The sequence below is a fragment of the Myroides sp. WP-1 genome, assembly GCF_014145635.1.
Taxonomy (GTDB): domain Bacteria; phylum Bacteroidota; class Bacteroidia; order Flavobacteriales; family Flavobacteriaceae; genus Flavobacterium.
The window spans coordinates 206,073-230,393 of the sequence record NZ_JACHTC010000004.1 but is presented as its reverse complement, the minus strand read 5'-3'; the positions used below and the strand labels follow the sequence as shown (position 1 = coordinate 230,393).

24 protein-coding genes and 1 tRNA gene are annotated in these 24,321 nt (G+C 35.7%); 9 read left to right on the top strand and 16 right to left on the bottom strand.

The genetic code is table 11. From position 1 onward, the window contains the following. Window positions 1-3 precede the first annotated feature (3 nt). Window positions 4-993 (top strand): Ca2+-dependent phosphoinositide-specific phospholipase C, encoded by a 990-nt coding sequence (locus H4K33_RS06025; protein ID WP_182647566.1) that lies wholly within the window; start codon window positions 4-6, stop codon window positions 991-993. A gap of 480 nt (window positions 994-1,473) precedes the next feature. Here the strand turns inward: H4K33_RS06025 and H4K33_RS06020 are convergent, their stop codons facing one another. Together H4K33_RS06020 and H4K33_RS06015 are read right to left on the bottom strand one after the other, a co-directional pair. Next, window positions 1,474-3,114 carry a metallophosphoesterase gene (locus tag H4K33_RS06020; protein ID WP_182647565.1) on the bottom strand — a complete coding sequence of 547 codons (1,641 nt, stop codon included), beginning with the start codon at window positions 3,112-3,114 and terminating at the stop codon, window positions 1,474-1,476. Beyond that, window positions 3,115-3,864 (bottom strand): hypothetical protein, encoded by a 750-nt coding sequence (locus tag H4K33_RS06015; RefSeq protein ID WP_255493580.1) that lies wholly within the window; start codon window positions 3,862-3,864, stop codon window positions 3,115-3,117. It lies immediately after the preceding gene. A gap of 284 nt (window positions 3,865-4,148) precedes the next feature. Between H4K33_RS06015 and H4K33_RS06010 the strand changes: the two genes are divergently transcribed. Further along, window positions 4,149-4,832, top strand: a complete 684-nt coding sequence (locus tag H4K33_RS06010; protein WP_182647563.1) for a cell division ATP-binding protein FtsE — start codon at window positions 4,149-4,151, stop codon at window positions 4,830-4,832. Between the two features lie 5 nt (window positions 4,833-4,837). After that, window positions 4,838-5,707 (top strand): glycosyltransferase family A protein, encoded by an 870-nt coding sequence (locus H4K33_RS06005; RefSeq protein WP_182647562.1) that lies wholly within the window; start codon window positions 4,838-4,840, stop codon window positions 5,705-5,707. Here the strand turns inward: H4K33_RS06005 and H4K33_RS06000 are convergent. Both H4K33_RS06000 and H4K33_RS05995 read right to left on the bottom strand, forming a co-directional pair. After that, complete coding sequence (locus tag H4K33_RS06000) at window positions 5,642-6,763, bottom strand: glycosyltransferase (RefSeq protein WP_182647561.1); 1,122 nt, start codon at window positions 6,761-6,763, stop codon at window positions 5,642-5,644. The two genes, H4K33_RS06005 and H4K33_RS06000, sit on opposite strands and share 66 nt — an antisense overlap. Then, window positions 6,745-7,896 carry a glycosyltransferase gene (locus H4K33_RS05995; RefSeq protein WP_182647560.1) on the bottom strand — a complete coding sequence of 384 codons (1,152 nt, stop codon included), beginning with the start codon at window positions 7,894-7,896 and terminating at the stop codon, window positions 6,745-6,747. The genes H4K33_RS06000 and H4K33_RS05995 overlap by 19 nt, the downstream gene beginning before the upstream one ends. Before the next feature lie 41 nt (window positions 7,897-7,937). Here H4K33_RS05995 and H4K33_RS05990 point away from each other — a divergent pair, with 41 nt between their 5' ends. Beyond that, window positions 7,938-9,029, top strand: coding sequence for a glycosyltransferase (locus H4K33_RS05990; RefSeq protein WP_255493579.1), 1,092 nt, complete (start codon window positions 7,938-7,940; stop codon window positions 9,027-9,029). On the opposite strand, the gene H4K33_RS05985 is transcribed toward H4K33_RS05990, so the two are convergent. The 8 genes from H4K33_RS05985 to H4K33_RS05950 all read right to left on the bottom strand — a co-directional run bounded on the left by H4K33_RS05985 (window position 9,012) and on the right by H4K33_RS05950 (window position 15,801). After that, window positions 9,012-9,437, bottom strand: coding sequence for an FdtA/QdtA family cupin domain-containing protein (locus H4K33_RS05985; RefSeq protein WP_182647558.1), 426 nt, complete (start codon window positions 9,435-9,437; stop codon window positions 9,012-9,014). The two genes, H4K33_RS05990 and H4K33_RS05985, sit on opposite strands and share 18 nt — an antisense overlap. Next, complete coding sequence (locus H4K33_RS05980) at window positions 9,438-10,733, bottom strand: O-antigen translocase (protein ID WP_182647557.1); 1,296 nt, start codon at window positions 10,731-10,733, stop codon at window positions 9,438-9,440. Beyond that, the gene (locus H4K33_RS05975) at window positions 10,733-11,830 is read right to left on the bottom strand and encodes a DegT/DnrJ/EryC1/StrS aminotransferase family protein (protein WP_182647556.1); all 1,098 of its coding nucleotides are present in this window, start codon (window positions 11,828-11,830) and stop codon (window positions 10,733-10,735) included. Before H4K33_RS05975 ends, H4K33_RS05980 begins: the two co-directional genes overlap by 1 nt. Window positions 11,831-12,040: 210 nt before the next feature. Then, complete coding sequence (rplT, locus tag H4K33_RS05970; protein WP_002991328.1) at window positions 12,041-12,385, bottom strand: 50S ribosomal protein L20; 345 nt, start codon at window positions 12,383-12,385, stop codon at window positions 12,041-12,043. Window positions 12,386-12,499: 114 nt separating this feature from the next. After that, window positions 12,500-12,697 (bottom strand): 50S ribosomal protein L35, encoded by a 198-nt coding sequence (rpmI, locus tag H4K33_RS05965; RefSeq protein ID WP_002991327.1) that lies wholly within the window; start codon window positions 12,695-12,697, stop codon window positions 12,500-12,502. A gap of 62 nt (window positions 12,698-12,759) precedes the next feature. Then, window positions 12,760-13,266 carry a translation initiation factor IF-3 gene (gene infC / locus H4K33_RS05960; protein WP_002991325.1) on the bottom strand — a complete coding sequence of 169 codons (507 nt, stop codon included), beginning with the start codon at window positions 13,264-13,266 and terminating at the stop codon, window positions 12,760-12,762. 102 nt (window positions 13,267-13,368) lie between these two features. Next, a complete protein-coding gene (gene thrS / locus H4K33_RS05955; RefSeq protein ID WP_182647555.1) occupies window positions 13,369-15,321 on the bottom strand; it encodes a threonine--tRNA ligase in 1,953 nt (650 codons plus the stop codon). Between the two features lie 117 nt (window positions 15,322-15,438). Continuing rightward, the gene (locus H4K33_RS05950; RefSeq protein ID WP_182647554.1) at window positions 15,439-15,801 is read right to left on the bottom strand and encodes a helix-turn-helix domain-containing protein; all 363 of its coding nucleotides are present in this window, start codon (window positions 15,799-15,801) and stop codon (window positions 15,439-15,441) included. A gap of 179 nt (window positions 15,802-15,980) precedes the next feature. Here H4K33_RS05950 and H4K33_RS05945 point away from each other — a divergent pair, with 179 nt between their 5' ends. Both H4K33_RS05945 and H4K33_RS05940 read left to right on the top strand, forming a co-directional pair. Further along, window positions 15,981-16,343: a DoxX family protein gene (locus H4K33_RS05945; protein WP_370576664.1), complete on the top strand. Its 363-nt coding sequence runs from the start codon at window positions 15,981-15,983 to the stop codon at window positions 16,341-16,343. Window positions 16,344-16,526: 183 nt separating this feature from the next. Next, window positions 16,527-17,549, top strand: a complete 1,023-nt coding sequence (locus H4K33_RS05940) for a quinone-dependent dihydroorotate dehydrogenase (protein ID WP_182647552.1) — start codon at window positions 16,527-16,529, stop codon at window positions 17,547-17,549. Window positions 17,550-17,590: 41 nt separating this feature from the next. On the opposite strand, the gene H4K33_RS05935 is transcribed toward H4K33_RS05940, so the two are convergent. Then, a complete protein-coding gene (locus tag H4K33_RS05935) occupies window positions 17,591-17,929 on the bottom strand; it encodes a n-acetylglutamate synthase (RefSeq protein ID WP_182647551.1) in 339 nt (112 codons plus the stop codon). Between the two features lie 41 nt (window positions 17,930-17,970). After that, the gene (locus tag H4K33_RS05930) at window positions 17,971-18,915 is read right to left on the bottom strand and encodes a hypothetical protein (RefSeq protein WP_182647550.1); all 945 of its coding nucleotides are present in this window, start codon (window positions 18,913-18,915) and stop codon (window positions 17,971-17,973) included. A gap of 231 nt (window positions 18,916-19,146) precedes the next feature. Here H4K33_RS05930 and H4K33_RS05925 point away from each other — a divergent pair. The 3 genes from H4K33_RS05925 to H4K33_RS05915 all read left to right on the top strand — a co-directional run bounded on the left by H4K33_RS05925 (window position 19,147) and on the right by H4K33_RS05915 (window position 21,027). Continuing rightward, window positions 19,147-19,231: transfer RNA gene (locus H4K33_RS05925), tRNA-Ser, on the top strand. Between the two features lie 182 nt (window positions 19,232-19,413). Next, window positions 19,414-20,439, top strand: a complete 1,026-nt coding sequence (locus H4K33_RS05920) for a ComEC/Rec2 family competence protein (protein WP_182647549.1) — start codon at window positions 19,414-19,416, stop codon at window positions 20,437-20,439. 9 nt (window positions 20,440-20,448) lie between these two features. Continuing rightward, complete coding sequence (locus H4K33_RS05915; protein WP_182647548.1) at window positions 20,449-21,027, top strand: hypothetical protein; 579 nt, start codon at window positions 20,449-20,451, stop codon at window positions 21,025-21,027. Window positions 21,028-21,945: 918 nt separating this feature from the next. Here the strand turns inward: H4K33_RS05915 and H4K33_RS05910 are convergent. Next, complete coding sequence (locus H4K33_RS05910) at window positions 21,946-22,416, bottom strand: RadC family protein (protein ID WP_182647547.1); 471 nt, start codon at window positions 22,414-22,416, stop codon at window positions 21,946-21,948. Between the two features lie 186 nt (window positions 22,417-22,602). Further along, window positions 22,603-24,273, bottom strand: a complete 1,671-nt coding sequence (locus H4K33_RS05905; protein ID WP_182647546.1) for a hypothetical protein — start codon at window positions 24,271-24,273, stop codon at window positions 22,603-22,605. Between the last annotated feature and the right edge of the window lie 48 nt (window positions 24,274-24,321).

The following is a 24,321-nucleotide window of genomic DNA, read 5'->3' as shown; positions in this document are numbered from 1 at the left end:
AACATGAAATTATTTATTTTTACTCTCCTTGTGGGAGGTTCACTAACGAGTTATGCTCAAAATGTACCCTTACATCACATCCAAGTAATCGGCTCTCACAATAGCTATAAAAAAGCTATTAATCCTAAACTCTATGAGTATTTATTGAAAAAGGACGCCCAAGTTCAAACCCTATACTACGAACATCCATCAATCACAACTCAATTGGATCTGGGTTTACGAAATTTAGAGATTGACATCTGGAAGGACGAGCAAGGTAGTAAATATGCCTCTCCTACTGGAACTACGATCTCAGGTATTCCTTACGAATGGTCAGAAGCAATGGCTCAACCGGGTTATAAGATTTTTCACATGCCCGATGTAGACTACGAAACTCATCAACCGAGTTTTATACAGCAATTACGAGAGTTAAAAGCTTGGTCAGAACAAAATCCAACGCATGAAACGATCTTCATTACACTAGAATTAAAAGACGAGAAAAAAGATCCTTCTACGTTGTTTACACGAGCTAACATCCAGGAGATTAACACTCTCATTGAAACAGAATTAACCGAAAAACACCTTATTACACCAAAGGAATTAAAACGACAAGCTGATTTTATCCAATGGCCAACAATAGATGAGGGTAGGGGTAAATTTGTGTGGATCATCGACAATACGGATTACCGATTGGATTTGTTTGACTCTATTGCACTAGCTGATTTGGCTGTGTTTTTGAATGTTCCTTTTACACACCCAAAAGCGGGTTGTATGATTCTCAATAATCCATATGATACCTCTATACCACAACTGGCAGAAAAGGGAGTAATCATTCGAACGAGAGCCGATGACAGTACCAAACAAGCGCGAACAAATGACTATTCAACATTTGAACAAGCTAAACAATCAAAGGCGCAAATTATTACTACTGATTACTACCTGCCAAGTCAATTATTTCCATCCACGTATCAAGTGATTTTTGACGATCATACTTACATTAGGATACAGGATTAATTGATTGATGGTTGTTTGTTGACGGTTGATTGTTGACGTTTGATTGTTGATTGTTGACGTTTGATTGTTGATTGTTGTTTATCCTCTTCGTTTAGAGGGGAAATCTTCTTATTTCAGCAAAATTACCACCACCAAACAACCTCCAAGTGATTATTTAAAACAGAAACTGACCATAGAGGTCCTTCCTTCGATAGGAGTCAAATATACCTTCATGGTTCTTTCATAGTGCGTCTATTAAAACAATTATTTAATAGACGCACTATCGATTTATCTCAAACGAAATAGGTCTAATCCTACTATAACTGTACAACTCTATACCTACTAAATCTACTCTTTATTGTGGCGTATTTAAAAGCATAGTGCAAGCTTATGCCAATTATTACTATCCTTTATTCGTGAAGTTAGTATTTAGAAAACGGTCAACCGTATTTAGGGATGTTCACATCTCACACCAAACAACAAACACCAAACGACAAACAATTAAAAAAACCCAACCATTATTTCAATCAATTTATCTAAATCACTGCGTTCCTCTTGCTTAGTAATCCATTGATTCCAAATAACATATAATTCAATTCGAGCAGGATCAATCTCTTTCCTACCAATATCACTGCCATTTCGGAGCAGATACAAATCAAAAAGCAGTGTTTTAAAATCCAATCGTTGCGCTTCTCTCAAGCTAGCCTTTGTAAGAGAAGCTAGCATTTCGGGAGGCATGAATGCATCCAAGCTCGTTGCTTCTTTGTACACCGTCCACTTCACATCACCAAAATCACTATGGTAAAAACGATGTTCACTTAAATATTTCAAGTGACTTTTAGTCAGGGCATAATAATTTTTTGCCTGTAAAAATTCGTCGTATTTTCCCTGTGTATTTTCTTTTTGATACAGTGAAAAAAGTGCGTCAAAATGCTGTACTTCCTTCAATTCAACGGTTTGAATATCAATATCCTCTTCTTCTATTTCCACAATTTTATACGCTGGAGGAAAAGCGGCTAAAGAAGGAACTTGAATATTTTTTAATTCTAGATCTCCGTGTTTTTTTACGGTTTCTTGATGAATATGCATATGACCTGCAAAATGCAGCGACAAACCTGTTTCTAACCAGCGTAATTGCGTTTCTGATGTAGGAACGCGATGCAATTGAAATTGATTTTTACCCAATACATCAAGTAGAGCTGTCGTTTGATTCGCATTAAAATCTAAAAGAGGATAATGACCAAAAGCGAGGAGTTTTTTACCTCTTAGCTTGGCCTCATTTACCACAGTTTTAATCCAATGCAATAAATACATTCGCTCTTCAATTTGGTGATAGCCATCGCTTTTATTTTTGTAGGTTGTTTCATTTACTTGTTGATACATATTGCCATCTATCGCTAAAATCCACACCCCATCCAAAGGCTCAACAAGATACGTAAAGTCAAAATAGGCAACACCTTGACTTTCGTATTTTCGATCAGTTAGACGAAATTCTTGCCCTTTCTTGTACGATTCATATGCGAAAGGTTGAAAAGGCGTAGTATAAAAAAGATCCGTCTCTCTAGGTTGTAATCCAAAATTTTGGATGAAGGGATACATTGATTCATATCCCAGTTCTCTCATCTCAGGATATAGGAGATCTTCCTTTTTTTTTACTAAATGCTCAGCCGAATAAACACCAATAACAGCTCCTTTTTGCGTTAAAAAGTCAGATTTTCCACTTTCGCGATCCAATTGATTTACGGCTTCATGATTGCCATTAGTCAATAGAAAACGCATGCCATATCGTTGCTCAAACTCAGTCAACAACTCCTGTGTTGCCTTGAGGTTCAGCGCTTGTCCATCATCTGTATAATCACCGCTAATAAGCACTAAACGCACATCTTGAGCTGCCAAATCTGTCAGCGCTTGTCGAAAGGCAAAATAATTCTCGTTAAACAGACGTGTTGATGCCATTTGACCAGACAACGACCGAACAAATTCGAAGGTCTTGGTTTCTTTGTTGTAAAAAGGCGCTAAAGTTGTCGCTTCTTTGAGATAAATTTGATGTAAGTGAGGATCAGATACTACCCCAATTTTTACTTCTTGTGCAGTGATACAAGTAGTCCACAACAAAAAAAGACCGTATATTTTCTTTCTCATCTACTCCCTGTTCATTTTAAAAAACATATTCAATGCTGCTGGCGTATCGGTATTGATAAAATCAACCTGTAGCTCATCAAGCGTTTGCCAAGCTTTTGGAGTATCTGGAGTAGCCCAAAATCGGATAGGTTTGTTCATTTGATGGGCTTGTGCGATCTTTTCTTTCAATATTGCACTGTCATTTTGAGGTAATTCACCTATTCCCTTCCACTTAGACAAGGACTGAAAGTTATAACTAACCATGCCAATTTTATCCAAAAGATCCATATCCCCATTCCATGTGTCTTGTACTTGAAAATCGACTTTTACATACGAAGGCACGTTCAAGAAATAGCGGAGTTCCGGTTTATTTCCTGAGAGGACAAATTGAATATTTTCTTGTGTAATCACAGGTTCGTATTGTTTTAAAATAGGCAACAACAACGCCAGGGTAGTTTCTGCATCTCCCTTTACATCTATCAAAAACTGTAAATTTTTCGGCTGTCCTAAGGCTAATTCAACGGCTTGTTTTAAGGGTTCTAAATACAAGCGTTCAATTGTTCGATGGGGTTTTGCATCTTCTATATCATGCGCTACAAATAAGGCGTGATCCGCCAAAACTAAATCGATTTCAATCGAATTCATCCCTTGGCTATAGGCATTCCAAAACGGAACATTTCGATCATAATCATTGTGTGAATGGAACTTAATTTCTCTTTCTTGCGCTTGTATAAAAGTGCAACAACAAAACCATCCTAAAATAAAACTCATTTTTTTCATTTCTATTCTCTTATGCTATGGTGTGTATACCTAATAATCTGGGTTTTTTCGTCGGCTAAAAGTATAAAGAATGAGATTGCTAAACCGATGCGAACCAATAATTTAAAGTAGAGTTAACCTAGAGCCAACAGATTCGCACTTTTGCTTAACATTCACGTATCACCCAATAAAAATCGCTTGTTTAACTCTTTTTAAAACGAATGCATAAATCTGCCACATCTACTTCTTAAAATCAGGTCTTTTTCGTATTTTTACCTTCTAATTCATACGAAACTATGTCAAGAGTAATTTTATCCTTACAAAATGTAAACATTTATCAAAATAAGCATCAGGTATTATCCAATGTAAACTTAGAAGTGAACAAAGGAGAGTTCTTGTACATTATTGGTAAAACTGGGGCAGGAAAAAGTAGTTTTATGAAAACGCTTTATGCTGATTTAGCCTTAACAGAGGGTGAAGGAACAATTGTAGATTACGATTTGCGTCAGCTAAAAGAAAAGGATATTCCTTATTTAAGACGTTCGTTGGGAATTGTATTTCAAGATTTTAAGCTTTTACCCGATCGCACAGTTTACGGCAATTTACAATTTGCGCTAAAAGCGACAGGATGGTCTGAAAAAGAGGCTATTGACAGACGTATTGAAGAAGTATTAGAACGCGTAGGTATGTTGTCTCATTTACAAAAAATGCCCCACCAACTTTCAGGTGGAGAACAGCAACGTATCGCTATTGCTCGTGCACTATTAAACGATCCTGATTTAATCTTGGCCGATGAGCCAACAGGAAACTTAGATCCACAAACTAGTTCAGAAGTAATGGAGTTACTTTTGGAGATTAACAAAAACGGTCGTACGATCATCATGGTTACACACGATTATGCATTGTTATTGAAATATCCTGCTAAAACATTGAAATGCGACGATAAATCACTATTTGAAGTGATTCACCGCACCTCGTAATTTGTATGCTATCCATTGTAATACCCGTATATAATTACCCTATTCTACCCTTGGTAGAACGATTACATCAAGAAGCTTCAACATTAAACATTCCCTTTGAGATCTTGGTTTGTGACGATGCTTCTCATTCGGTATTTGACAATGAATCTATCGTACAATTACAGCATACCCGTTTACTAAAGAATCAAGTCAATCGTCATGTTGCTTATACGCGGAATCGATTATTGGCTGAAGCGCAATATCCGTGGGTTTTACTATTGGATGCAGATACCTATCCCCTTGCAGCCAATTTTATACAAACCTACCTTACTCAACGCGATCAGGGCCTGTTTTTTCAAGGCGGATTTACCTATCAGTCTACAGAAAAAAAGCAGACTCTGCGATTGAAATACGGCATTGAGATTGAACAGCATAAACACATACATTCTTGTTGCAATCTTTTCTTCAATCAACAACAATTGCAGCTACAATTTGACGAGTCTATTCAAACCTATGGCTACGAAGACACTTTGTTTTTTTTGCAAGTACAAAAACGCGACATTGCTATAACGCGATTAAACAATAAAGTGGCACATCTAAGTACAGAGTCAAACGCAACGTATTTAGAGCGAACACAACAAGCCTGTAATGTTTTAGCAACATTAGTCCTCAACCAAACCATACATCCGCAAGAAATTCAATTGAGCCATCGCTATAGTCAATTACAAAAGAGTCATTTAACCGCTTTACTCACAGGTATAGATTTGTTGATAGGAAAATGGATTACACGCAATCTTTTGAGCGAGACCCCCTCTATGTTGTTATTCAAATTATTTAAATTGATTGCTTACCACAAAGCGATCCAAGCTATTCAAAAAACTAAACCACTGTTGTAAGACCAGAGATTTATCATAAGTCTTTACGGCTTGTTTGGCTTGTTCTCCAAACTGTCGTACTACATCAGGATGATCCATGAACTCCAAACAACATTGAACCATTCTTTGCTGATCGCCAAAAGGCACTAAATACCCATCTATTCCAGATGTAATTAAATCTGCCGGACCATAAGGTACATCATATGCTACGACAGGAACACCTAAAGCCATCGCTTCTAAAAACGCCATGGGCATGCCCTCCATTTTTGAAGTATGAAGTACAAAGGCACTGTTTTCTATCTCTTGTTGGATAAGCTCTACTTCGCCCTTCCACGTTACGTTATCAGTAGCTATTTTTTTGATTGTATCGACATAACCGACTTCTCCTGTACCGCAAATTACCAAATGCCAATCTGGTCTCAGCTGTTGAATTTCTCTCCAAATAGCCAAAAGTTCTTCGTAATTTTTCTCAGGAACTATTCTCCCAATGGCCAGTATTTGCTTAGTGTGTGTTTTCTCTGGTACTACACTCGTATTTTCCTGCTCTATCCAGTTGGGAATCACCGTCACATTGCGATGTTGCCAATCTTTTGCCGAACTCTTATTCAACAAAATAAGTCCTGTAAATCGCTTGCTTAGTGCTAGGGTAAGACGATCAACCAAGACGCGTTTAATCTTTGAGGTTATCGGACTCAACAAAAAATTGCGCGATCCGTGTACTTCAAAGTATATCGGTGCTTGGGTTTTCAGTAGATAAGAGGCACAATATCCTTTTATTCCATTGTCGACAACAATAATCACATCGGGTTGAAAGTTAGATACAACTTCTTGATTGATAAAATCATAATAGCGTTTCATTTGCAAAAGGGTGCGGATAGGTTGCTTGTACCAAACAAAATGAACTGCGCGATCAAAGGTGTAAAAAGGCAATGAAGAAGCATCATTTGTACTTACAACTTGTACGCGATGACCTGCCTGAACAAATGCTGCTGTTTTTTGACTGATGATCCGAGCGACTCCTCCACCTCCACTAAGGGAAGTGCCAATATACAGGATATTTAGTTTTTTAAATTCCATGTGTGCATATATTGGTTAGCAATTTTCTTACAATCGTGCGTTTCATATACAAACGTTTGAGCTCGTTTACCTATTGCTGTACTAACATTCCTGTTCTCAATTAACCAGCTCAACTTTTCTACTAAATACCCTACATCGGGTTTTGCCTCAATACACACTTCATCTGCATTGAGCTGATAGTGCGTTAAAAATTCTTTATTTGCTCCAGTAAAGACAACTTTCCCTTTAGCCATAGCTTCTAATGCGTTATATCCTTGATCTTTAGAATACACTTGATCCAACACGATAGTCGCTTTTTGTTGAGCGCGTTGATAGGCTTGGTAGGGCAATTGTTCTGCTATAATAATCTCAATCTGATCGTTGTATTTTTCTTGGATTTGCAGCAAAGCTTCTTCAAAGAACTGAATCCCCTTTTGATAGTAGTTACCACGATTAATTCCAAGAAATATACACACCTTATTTTCTAAAGGTTGTATTTCTTCTTTTTCTGAATGTACTACAACGGGATGTGGAATCAATCCTAGATATTTGGACTGTTTTTTATTGGGATTGACATAATCCATATCACTTGCAATGATTCCTTGGCAACGATCTACAATCATTTGTTGGGTTTGAATAACTCCTTTATTGAGGTAAACATCTACATATTCATACTGCGATTTTAACTTCGGGTTTGCCAATAAAGGTTGTAACAAGGATATTTCGTTAGGATGTTCAATCAGGTATTTTAATCCATAGACATCAATACCGCAAGAAAGTAGAAATACTTTTTTATTTTGATCAAACAGTCTCCGTAAGATTTTTCTTTCCCAAGAAGCTATCGTTTGAATGGGGCGATCATTAATCAATTGAACAACATCAAAATCGCGCATTTTCTTTAATCGTTGTTGTGCCTTCCATCCTTTTTCTATTTCTGCTATGTCCCAACGAAAAACCTTGTGAATAGCTTTGCGAAAAAAGGTTCCCCATCGACTTGAAACCCATTGCGGACGAATAGATATATCAACAGCTAGATCTTTGAATTTATCTCCATCGCCAACTACTACAACTTCCTTCACCAAAGGGTGTTGCAATAATCCTTTTTTTAAGGCAGAATGTAATCCGCTATAATCTCCAATTAGAAGTATTCTCATTATCTTAGCCGTGATTTGTTCAAATGTACGTTTATCTTTTTATGTCACAAAAGAAAATAAAAATAGCATTACTGGGTGATACCCTTGCCTATGGAGGCGCAGAACGCGTGCACAGCACCTTATCCATCTATTTAGACCGGATGGGATTTGACGTGCATAACATTATCAACTTAGACGCTATTTCATATCCGTATGGAGGTAAATTGTACAACCTAGGTATCTACAAATCGGCCTCTTCTTCGCTACTCAATAAATGGAAACGATACCAACTGTTTCGCAATTATATCCGAACCCATGCCTTTGACTATATCGTCGACTTCAGAACGAGAAGCAAACCTACAACAGAAGTGTTGTTACACTACCTCGTTTTTAATACTGGTTATATTCCAACGGTACACAGTTCAGCGCTTTCATGGTATTTTACCTCTCGTACATTTTTGGGGAAGCGACTTTACCGCAAGGCTAAAGAAGTGATTTGCGTTAGTCAAGCTATAACAGATCAAGTGCGTGCAACTTATGGTTATACTAATGTTCGCACGATATACAACCCCATTACGATTCGCTCAATTCAAGAACAAGCCTCTGCACCCAATCCTTTTCGAGACACAACTTATATTGTGGCATGCGGAAGAATGGATACCGATCTCAAACAATTTGATCGCTTAATTGATATCTATAGTCAAAGTCAATTACCCGATCTAGGAATTCGCTTGCTTATTTTGGGAGATGGCATACAAAGAAAGAACCTAGAACATCAAGTAGAGACATTAGGTTTAAAACAGTGGGTTAGTCTCCCTGGTTTTATGGCTAATCCCTTTTCTATTTTTAAGGGTGCTTTGTTTTTTGTTCACAGCAGTCGATTAGAAGGGTTTCCTACTGTTTTACTTGAGGCCTTCGCTTGCGGTTTACCTGTCATTTCCTTTGATTGTCCGACTGGTCCACGTGAAATAATTACATCTGATTACAACGGATTACTAATTGAAAATCAAAACTTTAAAGCGTTAAAAGAAGGGATGGAACTATTGGCTACCTCTAGTGAACAACGAAATAAACTAAAGCTAAACGCCCTGCAAACAGCAAAGCAATATGATATGGATTCGATTGGTAAGCAGTGGTTAAACCTCTTGCGTTGAAGCAACTAGGGCTAAAAAAAGTTCATACGATCGGATGTAGTCTCCTTCATCATACACATCTGAATTAACCGCTAAACAAACTGTTCCTGCATCAAAATTTTCCAGTTTACTCCAAATTCCAGGTTGTAAGAGTAAGCCTGTGGTGGGTTCATGTAGGTGTACTTTTCTACTGTGTATCCCATCATCGAGGATCACATCCAAACTACCGTGCAACGCAAAGAGAACTGTACTTTGTTCTTTATGTGCATGCCCCCCTCTATTTTTTCCGTGTGGGACGTCATAAATAAAAAATAAACGCTTTATTGCAAAGGGAACTGTATCCTCCTGAATAACCGCAAGATTGCCTCTTTCATCGATAATTTCCGGGATATTAATTTCGCTGCAATCAAAAATGGTGTACTTCTTCATTTATGTTTGGTTGTGTTTGGACTCCAAACGGCTAAAATACCAAGAAAAATAGACAACTAAAACACAACTGTAAATTATATATGCAAAAGTATAGCCCAAGGTAGCCGCTTCGACCTTTAATGCAGGAATTAACAAGTAAGTAAAGCCGTAATAACAGCTGAAAAATAAGGTTTCACAGATCAAATAAGGCCAAACCAATCGCTCTGTATAAAAGAGTAAACCGTAAATTAAAATCGCCCCTTTGATAAAATCACCAATCAACTGCCACTGCATCAAATCGATCATCGGGCTAAAACTATCATCTAAAATAAGGGGAATGATCCAACTTCTCGTCAAATAAACAAGGAGAAGCCCCAAAGCAAATAGCGGTAAAACTCCCTTTAAATAAAGGCGAATAATCGTCTTCTTCTCTTGGTATATATTAGTTTTAGCTAATTTTGGTAAAAAGTAAGTAAAAGCCAATGTGGTAATAAAGAGCATATAAATTCCCGATATGCGTTGAATTCCCTCCCAAATTCCCGCTAATTCAACCCCTGTATGTTGCATCAATAACTTGCGTATCCACAGCAAACACAACGGATTTACTACAGCAGAAAAAAGAGCCATTACAGCATAAGAAAACAACGGTTTTATCAGATTGAAATCAAAAGATTGCCATTTCAATTTCAGTTCTTTTTTGACCCAGATAAGCGAAATAAAAAACAAGATCACAGGACTGATAACCATGGCTAATAAAGCACCTTTTATACCTTGAGTATACACGAAGTAAATTGTTATTCCCAAGCCTGATATATTGCCAATAATATTTAAGTAGATCACTTTTTTAAACTGTTCTAATCCCGTTAAAAAGGCAATTAAAATACCATTCAAAACTTGTAGAGGAAAAGCAAATGCAATAAAGAGGAAGAGACTTGGCATGGAGAAGGTTCCTTCGAACAAATAGGAATCTAGTTGATTTCTAAAAACAACAAATAGCAAAGACACAACAAGCAACACGCTTAACATAAAGCGCAACAATACATTAATAAATCGCTCAATATGAGTTTTGTCTTCGCGATGAGAAGCAACATATTGTACAATGCCATTGGCAAAACCGAAAGAAGTAAAGGCCTCCATTGCCGTTAACATGTTTCGCAAATTTCCCATATAGGCCATACCCGAAGCACCAACAAATAAGGCCAATATTTTAGCAGAAAATAAAGCCGTAACTAAACGCACAACAATTCCCACCGAATTGAGAAGGGTAACTGCTGTGAGCTCGCTATTCTTGTATTTCTGCCAAAGGTCTTTGATCATTAATATGCGTTTAAAGCGTCAATGATTTGCGTTACTTCGTCATCTGTCAATACTGGAGACATAGGTAAACTCACAACTTCGTTGTGAATCAATTCTGTTACGGGTAATTGTAGATAGCGAAAATCACTTAGCGCTGGTTGTTGATGAGGTGCAATGGGATAGTGAATAAGCGTTTGAATTCCTTTCTTGAGCAAGTAAAGCTGAAAATGTTCTCGTTCGGCTACGCGAACAACAAACAAATGAAAATTGTGTCCTGCTCCTGCAACCAAATGCGGTAGAATAATCTTAACGTTTTTCACTTCTCTCAAATAGCGATAGGCGATGTGCAATCGCTTTTGATTGTCTGCATCCAAATGCGGTAATTTCAGATTGAGCATTGCTGCTTGTAGCTCGTCTAAACGAGAATTAAATCCTTTGTATTTATTCTGATACTTGATGTGAGATCCATAGTTTCGCGTTGCGCGAAGTACCTCTACCAAATCCAAATGATTCGTTGTAATTGCACCACCATCACCCACGCATCCTAAATTCTTACTGGGGTAAAAACTAAAAGCCGCTGCATCACCGTAAGCCCCTGCCTTTCCTTTATAAGCCACGACACCATGGGCTTGAGCTGCGTCTTCAATCAACAATAATCCACGATCCTGACAATAGGCTTTTATTTTATCCATCTCATAGACATGACCATATAAGTGTACAACGAGAATTGCTTTGGTTGAAGATGTCATGGAATAATTAATTCCACTTACATCTACCGTATAACTATCGAGATTGGGCTCAACAAACACGGGATTCAACCCACAATCCAACAAGGCTAAAATCGTTGCAATATACGTGTTGGCTGGAACTAAGACATCATCACCTTTACTCAATTTTCCCAGTTTGATATAACCGTCAAAAATCAACTTTAAAGCATCTAATCCATTGCCCACACTAATACAAAAAGACGTACCGCAATAAGCAGCAAAATCTTCTTCGAATTGAACTACTTCATTGCCTAAAATATATCTCCCCTTTTGGAACACTTCTTTTACCTTATCAAGATAAGCCGCTTCGTAGCGTTGGTTAATCTGTTGTAAATCTAAAAATGATATCATCGGTAAATTGTGCTTTAGAAAAGTAAATATAGGTGTTTTTTTTGTTGTTCGTTGTTTGTTGTTTGCTGTTCGTTTGTTGTTGGAAAGAAAATACTACCTATTATTATAAAAATCTACAGTAAACAATAATCGATAACAAAAAAAAGCCCTACTTGTAAGTAGGGCTTTTTACTATATTAAGTAAGACTAATCTGATTTGACAAACGTTTCTTATTTTACTTTATTAACGATAGCTGCGAAAGCTTCAGGGTGATTTGTAGCTAAATCTGCAAGAACTTTACGGTTCAATTCGATGTTATTAGCTTTCAATTTACCGATGAATACAGAATAGCTTAATCCGTGTAATCTTGCACCAGCGTTGATACGCATAATCCAAAGAGAACGGAAATTTCTTTTCTTTTGTTTTCTATCACGGTAAGCATAAAGCATTGCTTTTTCTACCGCGTTTTTAGCTACTGTCCAAACGTTTTTACGTCTTCCAAAGTAACCTTTGGCTTGCTTCAAAATTCTTTTTCTTCTTGCTCTTGAAGCTACTGAGTTTACTGATCTTGCCATTTCTTTACAAGTGTTTTTTGTAGTGGGCGACTTTTACAAGTTCTTCTAAATTACTAAGCGCCACTCCAGGGTTATTAAATAAATTTAACCGAATCTTTTTCTAGTTACCTAGAATTAGATTAATCTTAATTGATCTTTGATGCTGTGCTCATCTGCTTTAGATACTAAAGTAGAGTGAGTTAAAGCTAATTTACGCTTTTTAGATTTTTTAGTCAAAATGTGACTTTTGAAAGCGTGTTTTCTTTTGATTCTTCCAGTACCTGTTAGCTTGAAACGCTTTTTAGCACTAGATTTAGTTTTCATTTTAGGCATTTTGTTCCTAGGTATTATGATTATCTTACTTAATTCTATTTTTATTCTTTATTGCTAAAGAATTATTTTGTTTTCTTTTTAGGAGCGATGAACATGGTCATACGTTTACCTTCCAATACTGGCATTGATTCAACTTTTCCGAATTCTTCCAAGTCTTGTGCTAATCTAAGTAACAAAATTTGTCCTTGATCCTTGTAGATGATAGAACGACCTTTAAAGAATACGAATGCTTTCAATTTAGCTCCTTCTTTTAAGAACTTTTCTGCATTCTTTTTCTTAAACTCATAGTCATGCTCATCAGTTTGAGGACCAAAACGAATTTCCTTTACGGTAATTTGCGTTGATTTAGCTTTCAACATTTTCTCGCGCTTCTTTTGCTCGTAAAGGAATTTTTTATAGTCAATTACTTTACAAACGGGCGGTTCTGCATTGGGAGAAATCTCCACTAAATCTAATTCTTGCTCTTCAGCTAAACGCAAAGCGTCTGCTAGTTTATATACACCCGTTTCGACATTGTCTCCGACAAGTCGAACTTCAGGAACACGGATTGCGTTGTTTACTCTGTGCAAATCCTTCTTCTCTTCGCGAGGTCTAAATCCTCCTCTTTGTCTTACTGCTATGGCTTTAAAAATTTTAATGCTTGGTTCTACAAGCGTTATACATAATTGTTCTTATTCTCCGAACTGTTTCATTGATGAACTCACTTCTTTCTGAACAAAAGCAATAAATTCTTCAATTTTCATCGTTTGATTCGTCTTTCCTGCCTCTCCGTGTTTACGCACTGAGATTGTTCCGTTTTTCTCTTCTTCTTCTCCTACAATCAACATATAAGGGAACTTTTGTACCTCGGCTTCACGGATTTTCTTTCCAATCGTTTCATTTCTGTTATCTACGACCGCGCGAATTTCGTCATTTTCTAGCAAATCTAAAACTTTTTTCGCATATTTTTCATACTTCTCACTCAAAGACAGTATAATAGCTTGTTCTGGCATCAACCAAAGTGGGAAATTTCCACCTGTATGCTCCAACAAAATTGCGATAAAACGCTCCATAGATCCAAATGGTGCTCTGTGAATCATCACAGGTCTATGTAACTCGTTATCAGATCCTTTATATGTTAATTCAAAACGCTCTGGTAAATTGTAATCTACTTGGATTGTACCTAACTGCCAGCTTCTACCTAACGCATCTTTCACCATAAAGTCTAACTTCGGACCATAGAAAGCAGCTTCTCCACTCTCGATCACATAGTTTAATCCTTTATCTTTTGCTGCGTTGATAATCGCTTGTTCTGCTTTTTCCCAGTTCTCTACTGATCCAATATACTTATCTGGATTGGTTAAATCGCGAACTGATACTTGCGCTGTAAAGTTTTCAAATCCTAAAGATCCGAATACGTACAAGACTAAATCAATTACTTTTTTGAATTCTTCATCCAATTGATCTGGTGTACAGAAAATATGTGCATCATCTTGAGTAAATCCACGTACACGTGTTAATCCGTGTAACTCTCCTGATTGCTCATAACGGTAAACCGTTCCAAACTCAGCAAAACGCTTTGGTAAATCTTTGTATGACCAAGGTCTTGCGTTGTAAATCTCACAGTGATGTGGACAGTTCATTGGTTTTAACAAGAACTCCTCCCCTTCTACTGGTGTGTGAATCGGTTGGAAACTATCTGCTCCATATTTTGCATAGTGACCTGAAGTAACATACAACTCTTTTTGTCCGATGTGTGGTGTTACGACTTGTTCGTATCCTGCTTTTTTCTGTGCTTTACGCAAGAAATACTCCAATCGATCTCTTAAAGCAGCTCCTTTAGGCAACCATAAAGGCAATCCTTGTCCTACTTTTTGAGAGAATGTAAATAATTCTAGCTCTTTCCCCAATTTACGGTGATCGCGTTTTTTAGCTTCTTCTAGTAAAGCTAAATAATCTGTAAGATCTTTTTGTTTCGGGAATGAGATACCGTATACACGTGTTAGCTGTTTGTTTTTCTCGTCTCCTCTCCAGTATGCACCAGCAATAGACAAGATTTTAAACGCTTTGATAATTCCTGTATTGGGAATATGCCCACCACGACATAAATCTGTAAATGTATCGTGATCACAGAACGTAATTGTACCATCTTCTAGGTTTTCAATTAGCTCTACTTTGTATGGGTTTTCTTCTTTTTTATACATCGCTAATGCCTCTGCTTTGGAAGCAGATCGCATAGAAAACTCGTGTTTCCCTCTAGCAATATCTAAAAACTTATCTTCAATTCTCTTAAAATCAGCATCTGTTACTTTGTGATCCATAAAATCCACGTCATAGTAGAATCCGTTTTCAATTGCTGGACCAATCGTTAATTTGATGCCTGGGAATAATTCAAGTAACGCTTGCGCCATTACGTGAGAAGAAGAATGCCAAAATGCTTTCTTTCCTTCTGCATCATTCCATGAATATAAAACTAGACTACCGTCCGTGGTCAAAGCAGTGGTGGTTTCGATGGTGGTACCATTGAAGTTGGCAGAAATAATATTTCTTGCTAAACCTTCACTTATACTTTTAGCAACATCGAAAGGAGTTACCCCTGAGGCAAACTCTTTCACTGATCCGTCTGGTAATGTAATTTTTATCATAATTATTTTTAAAAAATGAGTTGCAAAGATACAAGTTTTAGCGAATAATAACAATACATTTTATGCGCTTTTACACGCTTTTATAAGAAAACAAGTCATTCTCTTTTGCTCGGTTTGTCATCCTTTGTTTTTTTCCATCTGCTGGATAATCTCTTTGCGGTAGGTATTCCCCCAATTGGCCAAGGCTTGGATCACCGGAGTCAGGGTAATTCCAAAGGGAGAAATGGCATATTCTACTGCTACAACAGCACCATCAAGTTCCGTTCGAATAACCAATTGATTAAGCTCTAAATCGCGTAATTCTTTACTGAGTACTTTGGCTGAAATATCCCCTAAAATACGTTGAAGTTCCATAAAACGCAATTTATCATGCATCAATAACGTCCCCAAGATATGTAATTTCCACTTTCCGCTTAAAATAGACATACTATCCTTAACTCCCATTACATTGGTTTTACACTTTGCTTGTTGTTCCTTCATATCTTGTTTTACAATTGCGCTATAGGTAAAGATACGACATATTGCCGATATAGCTCCACTCCTTCCAGATTAGTTACCAAAAAGTAACCACTTACCTATTGGTTAGCTCCATCTATTTCTCCCTTTAATCGCCCTAACTTTGTCTCACAAATCAAAAACAAAAACCATGAACAAAAAAAATAATCTACTGGGTATCAACCAGTTTATTCAGCCTTTTTATGTTATTCAGCGCTTATAGCTATTTTACGGATCCCTCGTTTAAAGAAGCTTTCGCATATTTAGGATATCCTGATTACTTCCGCATTGAACTAGGAGTGGCTAAAATACTAGGTGTACTCGCCCTACTTCTTCCCTTTTTACCCCGTATAATCAAAGGATTTGCTTATGCCGGGTTTACCATCAACATTATTGCAGCAGCTATTGCCCACCTTGCTGTGGGTGAAGGAATCCGCTCTTTAGTTCCCATGGTAATCGCAGGCGTTTTATTGGCACTTTCTTACTACTTTCTTCCCTTATCATTAAATACCTCAACAACTAGTTAAAGTTAATATAGTCGTTCACCAAATCGAGTTCCCGTACATTAACGCTACCTGAATCACCCCTATTTATTGATAAAAAAAGAAAATCCGAGAAACGATGGAAGTATTCTTTGCAGAAGGTTTCAAAAATTATAACAAAAAGTGTACTTTCGCAGGGTATTTTACAACGCAACAACACACATTTTTATGTACAAGAGTATTCTCAAACCGTTTTTCTTTTCTTTAGATCCTGAAAAGGCACACCATTTTACGTTTAATTCGCTGAAATTCATCAACAAGATTCCGGGTGTATCGGCGATGATTCGCTCAAAATTTCAAGTAAATGATCCGCGATTAGAACGAGAGGTATTTGGTTTAAAGTTTAAAAATCCGGTTGGTTTAGCCGCTGGTTTAGATAAAGATGCTAAGCTGTACAGTGAGCTTGAGAATTTCGGTTTTGGCTTTATTGAAATCGGAACGATTACACCTAAGGCACAGGATGGAAACCCGAAAAAACGCTTGTTCCGCTTAGTAGAAGATCACGCTCTAATTAACCGCATGGGATTCAATAACGGGGGAATTGAGCAAGCGATTGAACGCCTGAAGAAAAACAAAGGAACGTTAATTGGTGGAAATATCGGTAAAAACAAAGTAACACCAAACGAGCAAGCTATTGACGATTATGAGATTTGCTTTGATGCGCTTTTCCCTTATGTAGATTATTTTGTGGTGAATGTGAGTTCTCCAAACACGCCAAATCTGCGTGCTTTACAAGATAAAGAACCGCTTACGGCTTTACTAAATGCCTTGCAAACTAAAAACAACGGCAAACCCAAAAGCAAACCGATTCTCTTGAAAATCGCACCGGATTTAACAGATAGTCAACTGTTGGATATCATCGATATTGTAGCAGAAACGAAAATTGCTGGGGTAATTGCAACGAACACCACAATTAGCCGCGAAGGTTTACAATCAGAGAAAAAGATTGAAACAGGTGGATTAAGTGGAAAACCCCTAACAAACCGCAGTACGGAAGTAATTCGCTTCTTAGCGGACAAAAGCAATCGCGCGTTTCCAATTATCGGTGTAGGCGGAATCCATTCCCCTGCTGATGCAATAGAAAAATTAGAAGCTGGTGCTTCTCTTATTCAACTTTATACGGGATTCATTTATGAAGGACCTGCATTGATTAAAGCAATCAACAAAAAGATTTTAGAACAATATAAATAATAAAAATCCGCCAATAGGCGGATTTTTTTGTGCTATAAGTCTTATTCTTCTTCAAGCATGGACGTCCCTTTTGACTGATCTCCTGAGGTCCATTGCCACGTTTCATGTAATCGGATTTTTCCATTGGCCAACATTTCGGGTATGGATTGACACATCCCCGTCATCAGCTCTCCTCTATCGTTAATCTGATGGTAGCGCATATCAATTTTCCCTTTATCATCTACAAGCCCGAGTAATTGCCCACAGACAATCTTTCCTCCTTGATACGATGCCGTTAAAATATTTCCCTCTTGTTTGTAGTGAAACACCGTCTCACTTGAGGTCTCTCCATTGGGTGTATTACTTGCTGCTCTAAATATTTTGTCGTTGTAGTTGATCATGATTTTCTTATTTAAAAATATAAATTACACCTAAAAGATGTTTAAAAGATCACAGCACTTAATCGACTAGATTCTAATGTCTGTAAATCGATGCATTCGCCAAATTTATTTATTACTTGATTACCCAAAAAAGGTAAAAATGAACCAAATATTTTCTCTTTGGGAATGACAATAGTCTCTAAACTTCCTTTTTCTAAATCAAGGGTATAAAAACAAGGTTGCCTTTCCTCTTTTCCTTCCACTACAATATCGTATACATGAGAAAAATATACCTTTCCTTCCCAGATAAAATACTCAGGAGCATAATAGAGGGAAGAATCGAAATCGAGTTTAATTTGCCAAATCACCTCACCTGCCTTACACAACGTTGCGATATAATCTCCATCGATATAAAAATAGGTTTCCTCCGCAATCAAAGATACACGGTGAATCAATCGCTTGGACGGCAAGGCAACAACACGCCCTTCTCCTGTTTGAAAATCGAAGTGAAAGACTTCTGCTTTTTTTCTGGGATTCGGTAAAACGAAGGTTTGTAGTTCTTCATTTAAATGACCATAAGACAGCGGATGAGCTCCTGGAAAAGTATACACTATTTCCTCTGTTTTCAAATTGTATACAAACACTTTCTCCCTTCTCTTTATATCCCCTCTTATGACAATCCAATCTTCTACAGGAGAAAATAGTGCTTCATACCCAAAGGCAACCTTTGTAACCACAAGCTCTTGCTGTGTTTCTACTTCCACAAGACGAATGAACCGCTTACGGGTGTCAAAGGTGGTATCAATAGTGAGCACCCGTTTTCCATCAGTAGATAGAGACATTATTTCACTTGTTTTGGGGTTCTTGGAAACGAGGTACTTCTTTTCTTCTTCAAAGTCATAAACAAAACTACCAAAGCTAGAGTTGTCACAAAAGAAAGCACGAGAATTTGCTAAACTAACACCATACTCACTATAGTAGATTTCTGGTTGGGTATTCTTTTTCATATTAATTGCATTGCTGGTTAAATATACTTTTAATTTGTGAATCTTTCTTTTTCTTTTATTTCCAAAGCAACACTCTTTTGAAAACAAAAAAAATCACTCAATTAAAACACAGAGAATAAAACACTTACATTTTTTTAGTAAAAAAAGAAGCAAATATCCCTTGAAAACCCTTGTATTGCATGCAAATTATCCTATATTTGCACTCGCAATACGGAAGTAAAGCAGACTACTGGAGAAATGGCAGAGTGGTCGATTGCGGCAGTCTTGAAAACTGTTGACTGTAACAGGTCCGGGGGTTCGAATCCCTCTTTCTCCGCAGATTGCCATGATTATCAGGTAATTACAACTATAACACCCAATTTTACACCCAAAAATGTAACGTTGGGTTTTTTTATGGGATTTATTTAAGTAAATTGGCTAAAATTTAATTAGATATGTTTATTTTATAGATTTTAATCTACTTAATATCAATACTAACTTATGTTAAAACCAAACAAAATGTCAAGAATTCATTTTTTAAATGTGTTAGAAGGAGATTGTAATATTATTGAGCATGATTCAGGTCGAAAGACTGTGATTGATGTTAGTAATGCTTATAATGATTATGACACAGAAGCAGAAGTAGCTGTAAAAAATTCTCAACGTAGAAAGGATATGTATGAAAGGACGCAAGTTCCCTCAAACAAAAAAGATTATCAGCAAAAAAAAACTCCTGATAACCCAATCCATTATCTAAAAAAATTAAATATTAACCAAATTTTTCGTTTTATAGTTACTCATCCAGATATGGATCATTTAGATGGTATAGAAGATTTGTTTAATGAGTTTTCTATTGCAAATATATGGGATACAGATAATAAAAAGGAAATTTCAGATAAGGCTGGTTCTGGAGGTTACAATATGGATGATTGGGAGTTTTATAAGTCAATACGTGATGGTATAAAAAAACCAGCTACGAGATTAACATATTTTTCAGGTAATTCAAATTTGTATTATAATGAAGATTATATTGAGATCTTATCCCCAACACCACAAATTCTAAAGCAATGCAATCAGAAGGAGAATTGGAACGATTCATCTTATGTAATTTTGTACACTCCTCCAAAATTAGGAGGAGGTAAATGGAAAATATTGTTTGCTGGTGATAGTGAAGATCTAACTTGGGAACATATTATAGAAAATTATTCAGAAAAAGTAGCAAATGTAGATGTTTTATTTGCTCCACATCACGGAAGAGATTCTGGTCGTAATTACAATTTTCTAACAGTTGTAAATCCAAAAACTACTCTTTTTGGAAACGCTAGTTCAAAACATCTTGCTTATAATAAATATAATAGTGGCCTCAAAATAACAAATAACCAAGCAGGATATGTAGTCTTGAATATTACTCCCGAATCTTTAGAGATTTATGTTAAAAATTTTGAATTTGCAAGAGACTTTAGACATAAAAAAAATTGGGAAGGAGACCCACCATTTTGTAAATATAATGACGCATTTTTTCTTTGTCAATATACCGCAAAATAAACAAGAATTATGAATTTTAAATCTTACGATATATTATCATCACTTGTTCCTGGATTTATAATGCTATTGTGCTATTTACCTTTTTTAGGCTTCGAATATAACAAAGATTATGTAATTGGTTACACAGCAATAGCATTTGGATTAGGTTATTTACTGAATATCATTAGTAGTTTATTAGAAGAATTTTATTTTTTCACTTGGTGTGGGCGTCCTTCATGTAAATTACTTGAAGGAAAAGGTATGTGGAAAATAAAACAATATAATCATTCTAAATTAAAAAGTCATTTAATTTCTAAAACTGAAAATCCAACACCCTGTAATAAAGAACTATTTAGCATAGCTATGCGAGTAGTATTTTCTACCAAAGATACAAGAATGGAAGACTTTAGTAATAGTTACGCATTTTCTAGAACTATGTTAACTTGTTCAATCTTATCAACTGTTGTAATAATAGCAAATTACTATGATGATTTGAGAGCTTATTCATCTTTAATAGTTGTAATACTATTTTGGTACAGAGCAAAAGAAAGAGGCTATTATTTTTCTAAAGAAGTTTTACAAATTTACTCTAAAATTGAAAATATATAAGTTTTTTTCCGAAACATTACATTGGAAGAATAGATAGGTTAGAGATGAGTTGAAAATCATTGAATACCAATAAATGAGTTAAACCATAGAAAACCATAAAATCTAATATGGTGTTTTTGAAGTGTAGCTTTAAGATATAACAAGCAGTAATTTTCGGATTACTGCTTTTTTTTTACTTTTTTAAACAGCTAAGTACAAGTCATCGTGTTTCTAAAAGCTACCGAGATGTTCAACATTTTTTTGTAAAAAGGTGGAATTTAGTCTAAATTGATAGCTTCTGTTTTGTATTTAGCAAAAGCCTATAAAATTGACTTTTGTTAAGTATTGTTAGCAAATAGTATGAACATATCCCCCAAAGTTATTGCCTTAAAATTTTGAGCCCACAATGCTCAAAAAATTTTACGAAATAACTTTGATTAATATTTTAAAGTATTACTGCTTTTGCCTCCTCTCTTTAAAGAATTTAGTTATTTTAGGATTTTTATAAAAAAAACTGATTTACTCTTTCAATTTGATTCATCAACTGTTCTTTTTCATTTATTAATTGCTCATATTGCGATTTTTCAATAGTATTTTTAATAACCATACTGTTGTCTAGACTAAAAATATATTCAATACAATCAAGTATAATAACCTCTTAAAGCTAACAGCCTTGTGAACACTCAAAAGCTCTTCATTATTTTTTGTTATCTCTCGATGAAACTCTTCAAAGTCATTTTGTAAACGTTGACATTGTTCTTTTTCTATCTGTCGGAGTTTACTATTACTTTGATATTTATTTGAGTTCATATGTACCTACATAGATACTTATATTAGGTTGTAAATTAGTACTTATATAATCACTCATATAAAAACACAAAGTATTAGAACTGTAAAAGCATCTTTTAAAGTTTTAATACTTCAAAAAATAAAGGCACCTTATAAGATGCCTTCATCTGCAAAAGAGTAGTAACTCTCTGCTGTTATAATTAAATGATCTAAAAGAGTAATATCAAGCATCTTACTTGCTTCTTTAATCTTTCTCGTGATTTGTCTATCTGCATCACTTGGAGTTAATTTTCCAGATGGATGATTATGTACTATAATGAACGCCGTTGCATTAGCCTTTAGTAAAGCTGAGAAGATGATTCTTAAATCTACTATTGTACCTGTTATCCCTCCTGAGGAAGCTTCTAATACTCCAAGTACTTTGTTGTTGTTTGAAAGCATAAGAACTTTAAACTGTTCCAATAATTCAATCTTATTACTATCCCAAGCTTTTAATGCTATTTGATATGCACTGTAAGAAGATGTAATCTGAGGTCTCTTTGAAGCCTTGATTTTTGATTTGTAAATCAATTCTACTTCTGATGCGATAAGCCATTCTGTGTTTAAAACTGTAGTTTCCATAATATTAAATTTTTAAATTAATTATGGAGCCACAATTGGTAATGGCTTAGCGAGCGCAAGAAGCAACGCAATAAAGCGAAGACTTTAGTCAAGCATTTATGGGGGAATTTCTTGTTAGCGAACCGCTAGGCATTGCCTAACTTTGTGCAACTATTAATAAAAAATAAACCTATAAATCATTGTATCTTAATCTCTAGTCTGATAACACTCTTTAGCAAAGGAATATAGTCTACCAATGAAATAATAAACTTTGCTCCATTGTTCTTCTGTGTATTTAACTGTAGGGTATTTTATATTAGGATAATTTCTAAGGCATGTGTAATTTTCAAATAGCATTTCTTTTATTTCCTTACTACAGTCAATAACAAGACCTAATTCGGGAGCATACCATTGAATTAAACGCCATAGGTAATTTGTAGTATGTATCTGTGGCATAAAATCCATTTTAGCAAAGAGTATAGCCATTGAAAGTTGCTGTAAGGCATACTTATAGAAAATCACATCAGCATCGCTTTGACAGCCCTCTATTTGATAACTGAGCTTTTTGACAATTGGTTTGACCATTGATTTACACTCTGACCAAAACTTTAATTTAAGTTCACTTACAGGAAACGTTTCTAAATCTGGATTCTCAGCTATTAGTGGTGCTCCAATCCACAGCTTATCCTCTGTTATATTCTGTTTAAAGAAAGAGTGGTAAACAGGTATATGTAAATGCCAATTTGATTTTTTAATCAAGATTACCGTTACATCTACCAAATCTTCTGTATAAGCATTAACATACTGCCTTATATTCCCCTCTTCATTGATGTGCAACGTCTCTATACTGGCAAGTAGCAGTAAATGTAATTTATGTGGAGTGGGATCCTCAGAGGTTAATAGTATCTGATCGTGAGTCTTTCTGCTTATCAGATAAAATGAATCTACCTTTTTATATTTCTCTAAAGCCTTTCTTGTCCGCTCTTCAAGTTCTTCTTGTATTTCCGTTATTTGTTTAGGATTATTTAGGGAGAGTAATTTTTGTTTGTTGACCATAAGCTTATACTTGCTAAGTATTCTCTGAGGTATTTCTACATACATTGCTTCTAAAAAATCCTGAGCTATATTAAGTAAATATCCTACCAATGGTTGCTGTTCAGGGGCTGTATGTTCAGCATTTTTCTTTGGTTTTAGTTCTTCTCTAAATAATGAAGTCATATCTCTCGCATAAAAATCAAAGTCCTCTTTGAAAATATCTTGTACTGTAGAACAATGACTAAATACGAAATTTAAAAAAGAAGCAGTACTACACTGAATACTCGCTGATAATATAGGTTGAACTCTTTCTTTAGTATCTTGTATTACTTGCTTTATACCAAGCATAGCTGATTGTTCATCTATGAGGTTAGCTTTCAACTCCTTTTTTAAAGACTTTAAAAACTTATTGTTTCTCTTGTAGAGCTTTATAAACCATTTGCTAACAAACTTTTCAAAGTCAATTTCTTCTTGTTTAGAACGATGTAAATTAAACAAAGGTTCGCTATCAAGTAAAGAACCATAAACAAGATCCTCTTTTTGGCAATTTAATGTTGAATACATTATATTCTGAAAAGAGTCAGACTGATAAAAGTCTTTGATACACAAACAGTATATGTTTACCTGATAGTGATTAATACCCTTAGTAATCCATTTACTCCTACGGATATTATTTAGTTCAACAGTATCATAAAAGCAAAGAGTGAAAATTGGATGATTGAGTAGGTTCTCCTTTGAGTAGAAAATGTACCCCACTAATTTTTTTTCGATTAGCTCTTCAAGTTCGTGTCTTAGTTCACTTGATATTTTCAAACTTGCAAGCTTGTTAATGATTGATTTCATAATTACAGTATTTAAGGTTAACTACTGCAAGTTCTTACCTTGATTTAT

Excerpts from the sequence above, each read along its gene's own strand:
- H4K33_RS05950 (WP_182647554.1), bottom strand. The coding sequence starts at position 15,801 with ATGAAGGAACAACAAGCAAAGTGTAAAACCAATGTAATGGGAGTTAAG.
- H4K33_RS06005 (WP_182647562.1), top strand. The coding sequence starts at position 4,838 with ATGCTATCCATTGTAATACCCGTATATAATTACCCTATTCTACCCTTG.
- H4K33_RS05990 (WP_255493579.1), top strand. The coding sequence starts at position 7,938 with ATGTCACAAAAGAAAATAAAAATAGCATTACTGGGTGATACCCTTGCC.
- H4K33_RS05975 (WP_182647556.1), bottom strand. The coding sequence starts at position 11,830 with ATGATATCATTTTTAGATTTACAACAGATTAACCAACGCTACGAAGCG.
- H4K33_RS05910 (WP_182647547.1), bottom strand. The coding sequence starts at position 22,416 with ATGGAAACTACAGTTTTAAACACAGAATGGCTTATCGCATCAGAAGTA.
- H4K33_RS05905 (WP_182647546.1), bottom strand. The coding sequence starts at position 24,273 with ATGAAATCAATCATTAACAAGCTTGCAAGTTTGAAAATATCAAGTGAA.
- H4K33_RS06000 (WP_182647561.1), bottom strand. The coding sequence starts at position 6,763 with ATGGAATTTAAAAAACTAAATATCCTGTATATTGGCACTTCCCTTAGT.
- rplT (WP_002991328.1), bottom strand. The coding sequence starts at position 12,385 with ATGGCAAGATCAGTAAACTCAGTAGCTTCAAGAGCAAGAAGAAAAAGA.
- rpmI (WP_002991327.1), bottom strand. The coding sequence starts at position 12,697 with ATGCCTAAAATGAAAACTAAATCTAGTGCTAAAAAGCGTTTCAAGCTA.
- H4K33_RS05985 (WP_182647558.1), bottom strand. The coding sequence starts at position 9,437 with ATGAAGAAGTACACCATTTTTGATTGCAGCGAAATTAATATCCCGGAA.
- H4K33_RS06020 (WP_182647565.1), bottom strand. The coding sequence starts at position 3,114 with ATGAGAAAGAAAATATACGGTCTTTTTTTGTTGTGGACTACTTGTATC.
- H4K33_RS05940 (WP_182647552.1), top strand. The coding sequence starts at position 16,527 with ATGTACAAGAGTATTCTCAAACCGTTTTTCTTTTCTTTAGATCCTGAA.
- H4K33_RS05995 (WP_182647560.1), bottom strand. The coding sequence starts at position 7,896 with ATGAGAATACTTCTAATTGGAGATTATAGCGGATTACATTCTGCCTTA.
- H4K33_RS05935 (WP_182647551.1), bottom strand. The coding sequence starts at position 17,929 with ATGATCAACTACAACGACAAAATATTTAGAGCAGCAAGTAATACACCC.
- H4K33_RS06010 (WP_182647563.1), top strand. The coding sequence starts at position 4,149 with ATGTCAAGAGTAATTTTATCCTTACAAAATGTAAACATTTATCAAAAT.
- H4K33_RS06015 (WP_255493580.1), bottom strand. The coding sequence starts at position 3,864 with ATGAGTTTTATTTTAGGATGGTTTTGTTGTTGCACTTTTATACAAGCG.
- H4K33_RS06025 (WP_182647566.1), top strand. The coding sequence starts at position 4 with ATGAAATTATTTATTTTTACTCTCCTTGTGGGAGGTTCACTAACGAGT.
- H4K33_RS05920 (WP_182647549.1), top strand. The coding sequence starts at position 19,414 with ATGTCAAGAATTCATTTTTTAAATGTGTTAGAAGGAGATTGTAATATT.
- H4K33_RS05930 (WP_182647550.1), bottom strand. The coding sequence starts at position 18,915 with ATGAAAAAGAATACCCAACCAGAAATCTACTATAGTGAGTATGGTGTT.
- H4K33_RS05980 (WP_182647557.1), bottom strand. The coding sequence starts at position 10,733 with ATGATCAAAGACCTTTGGCAGAAATACAAGAATAGCGAGCTCACAGCA.
- H4K33_RS05915 (WP_182647548.1), top strand. The coding sequence starts at position 20,449 with ATGAATTTTAAATCTTACGATATATTATCATCACTTGTTCCTGGATTT.
- thrS (WP_182647555.1), bottom strand. The coding sequence starts at position 15,321 with ATGATAAAAATTACATTACCAGACGGATCAGTGAAAGAGTTTGCCTCA.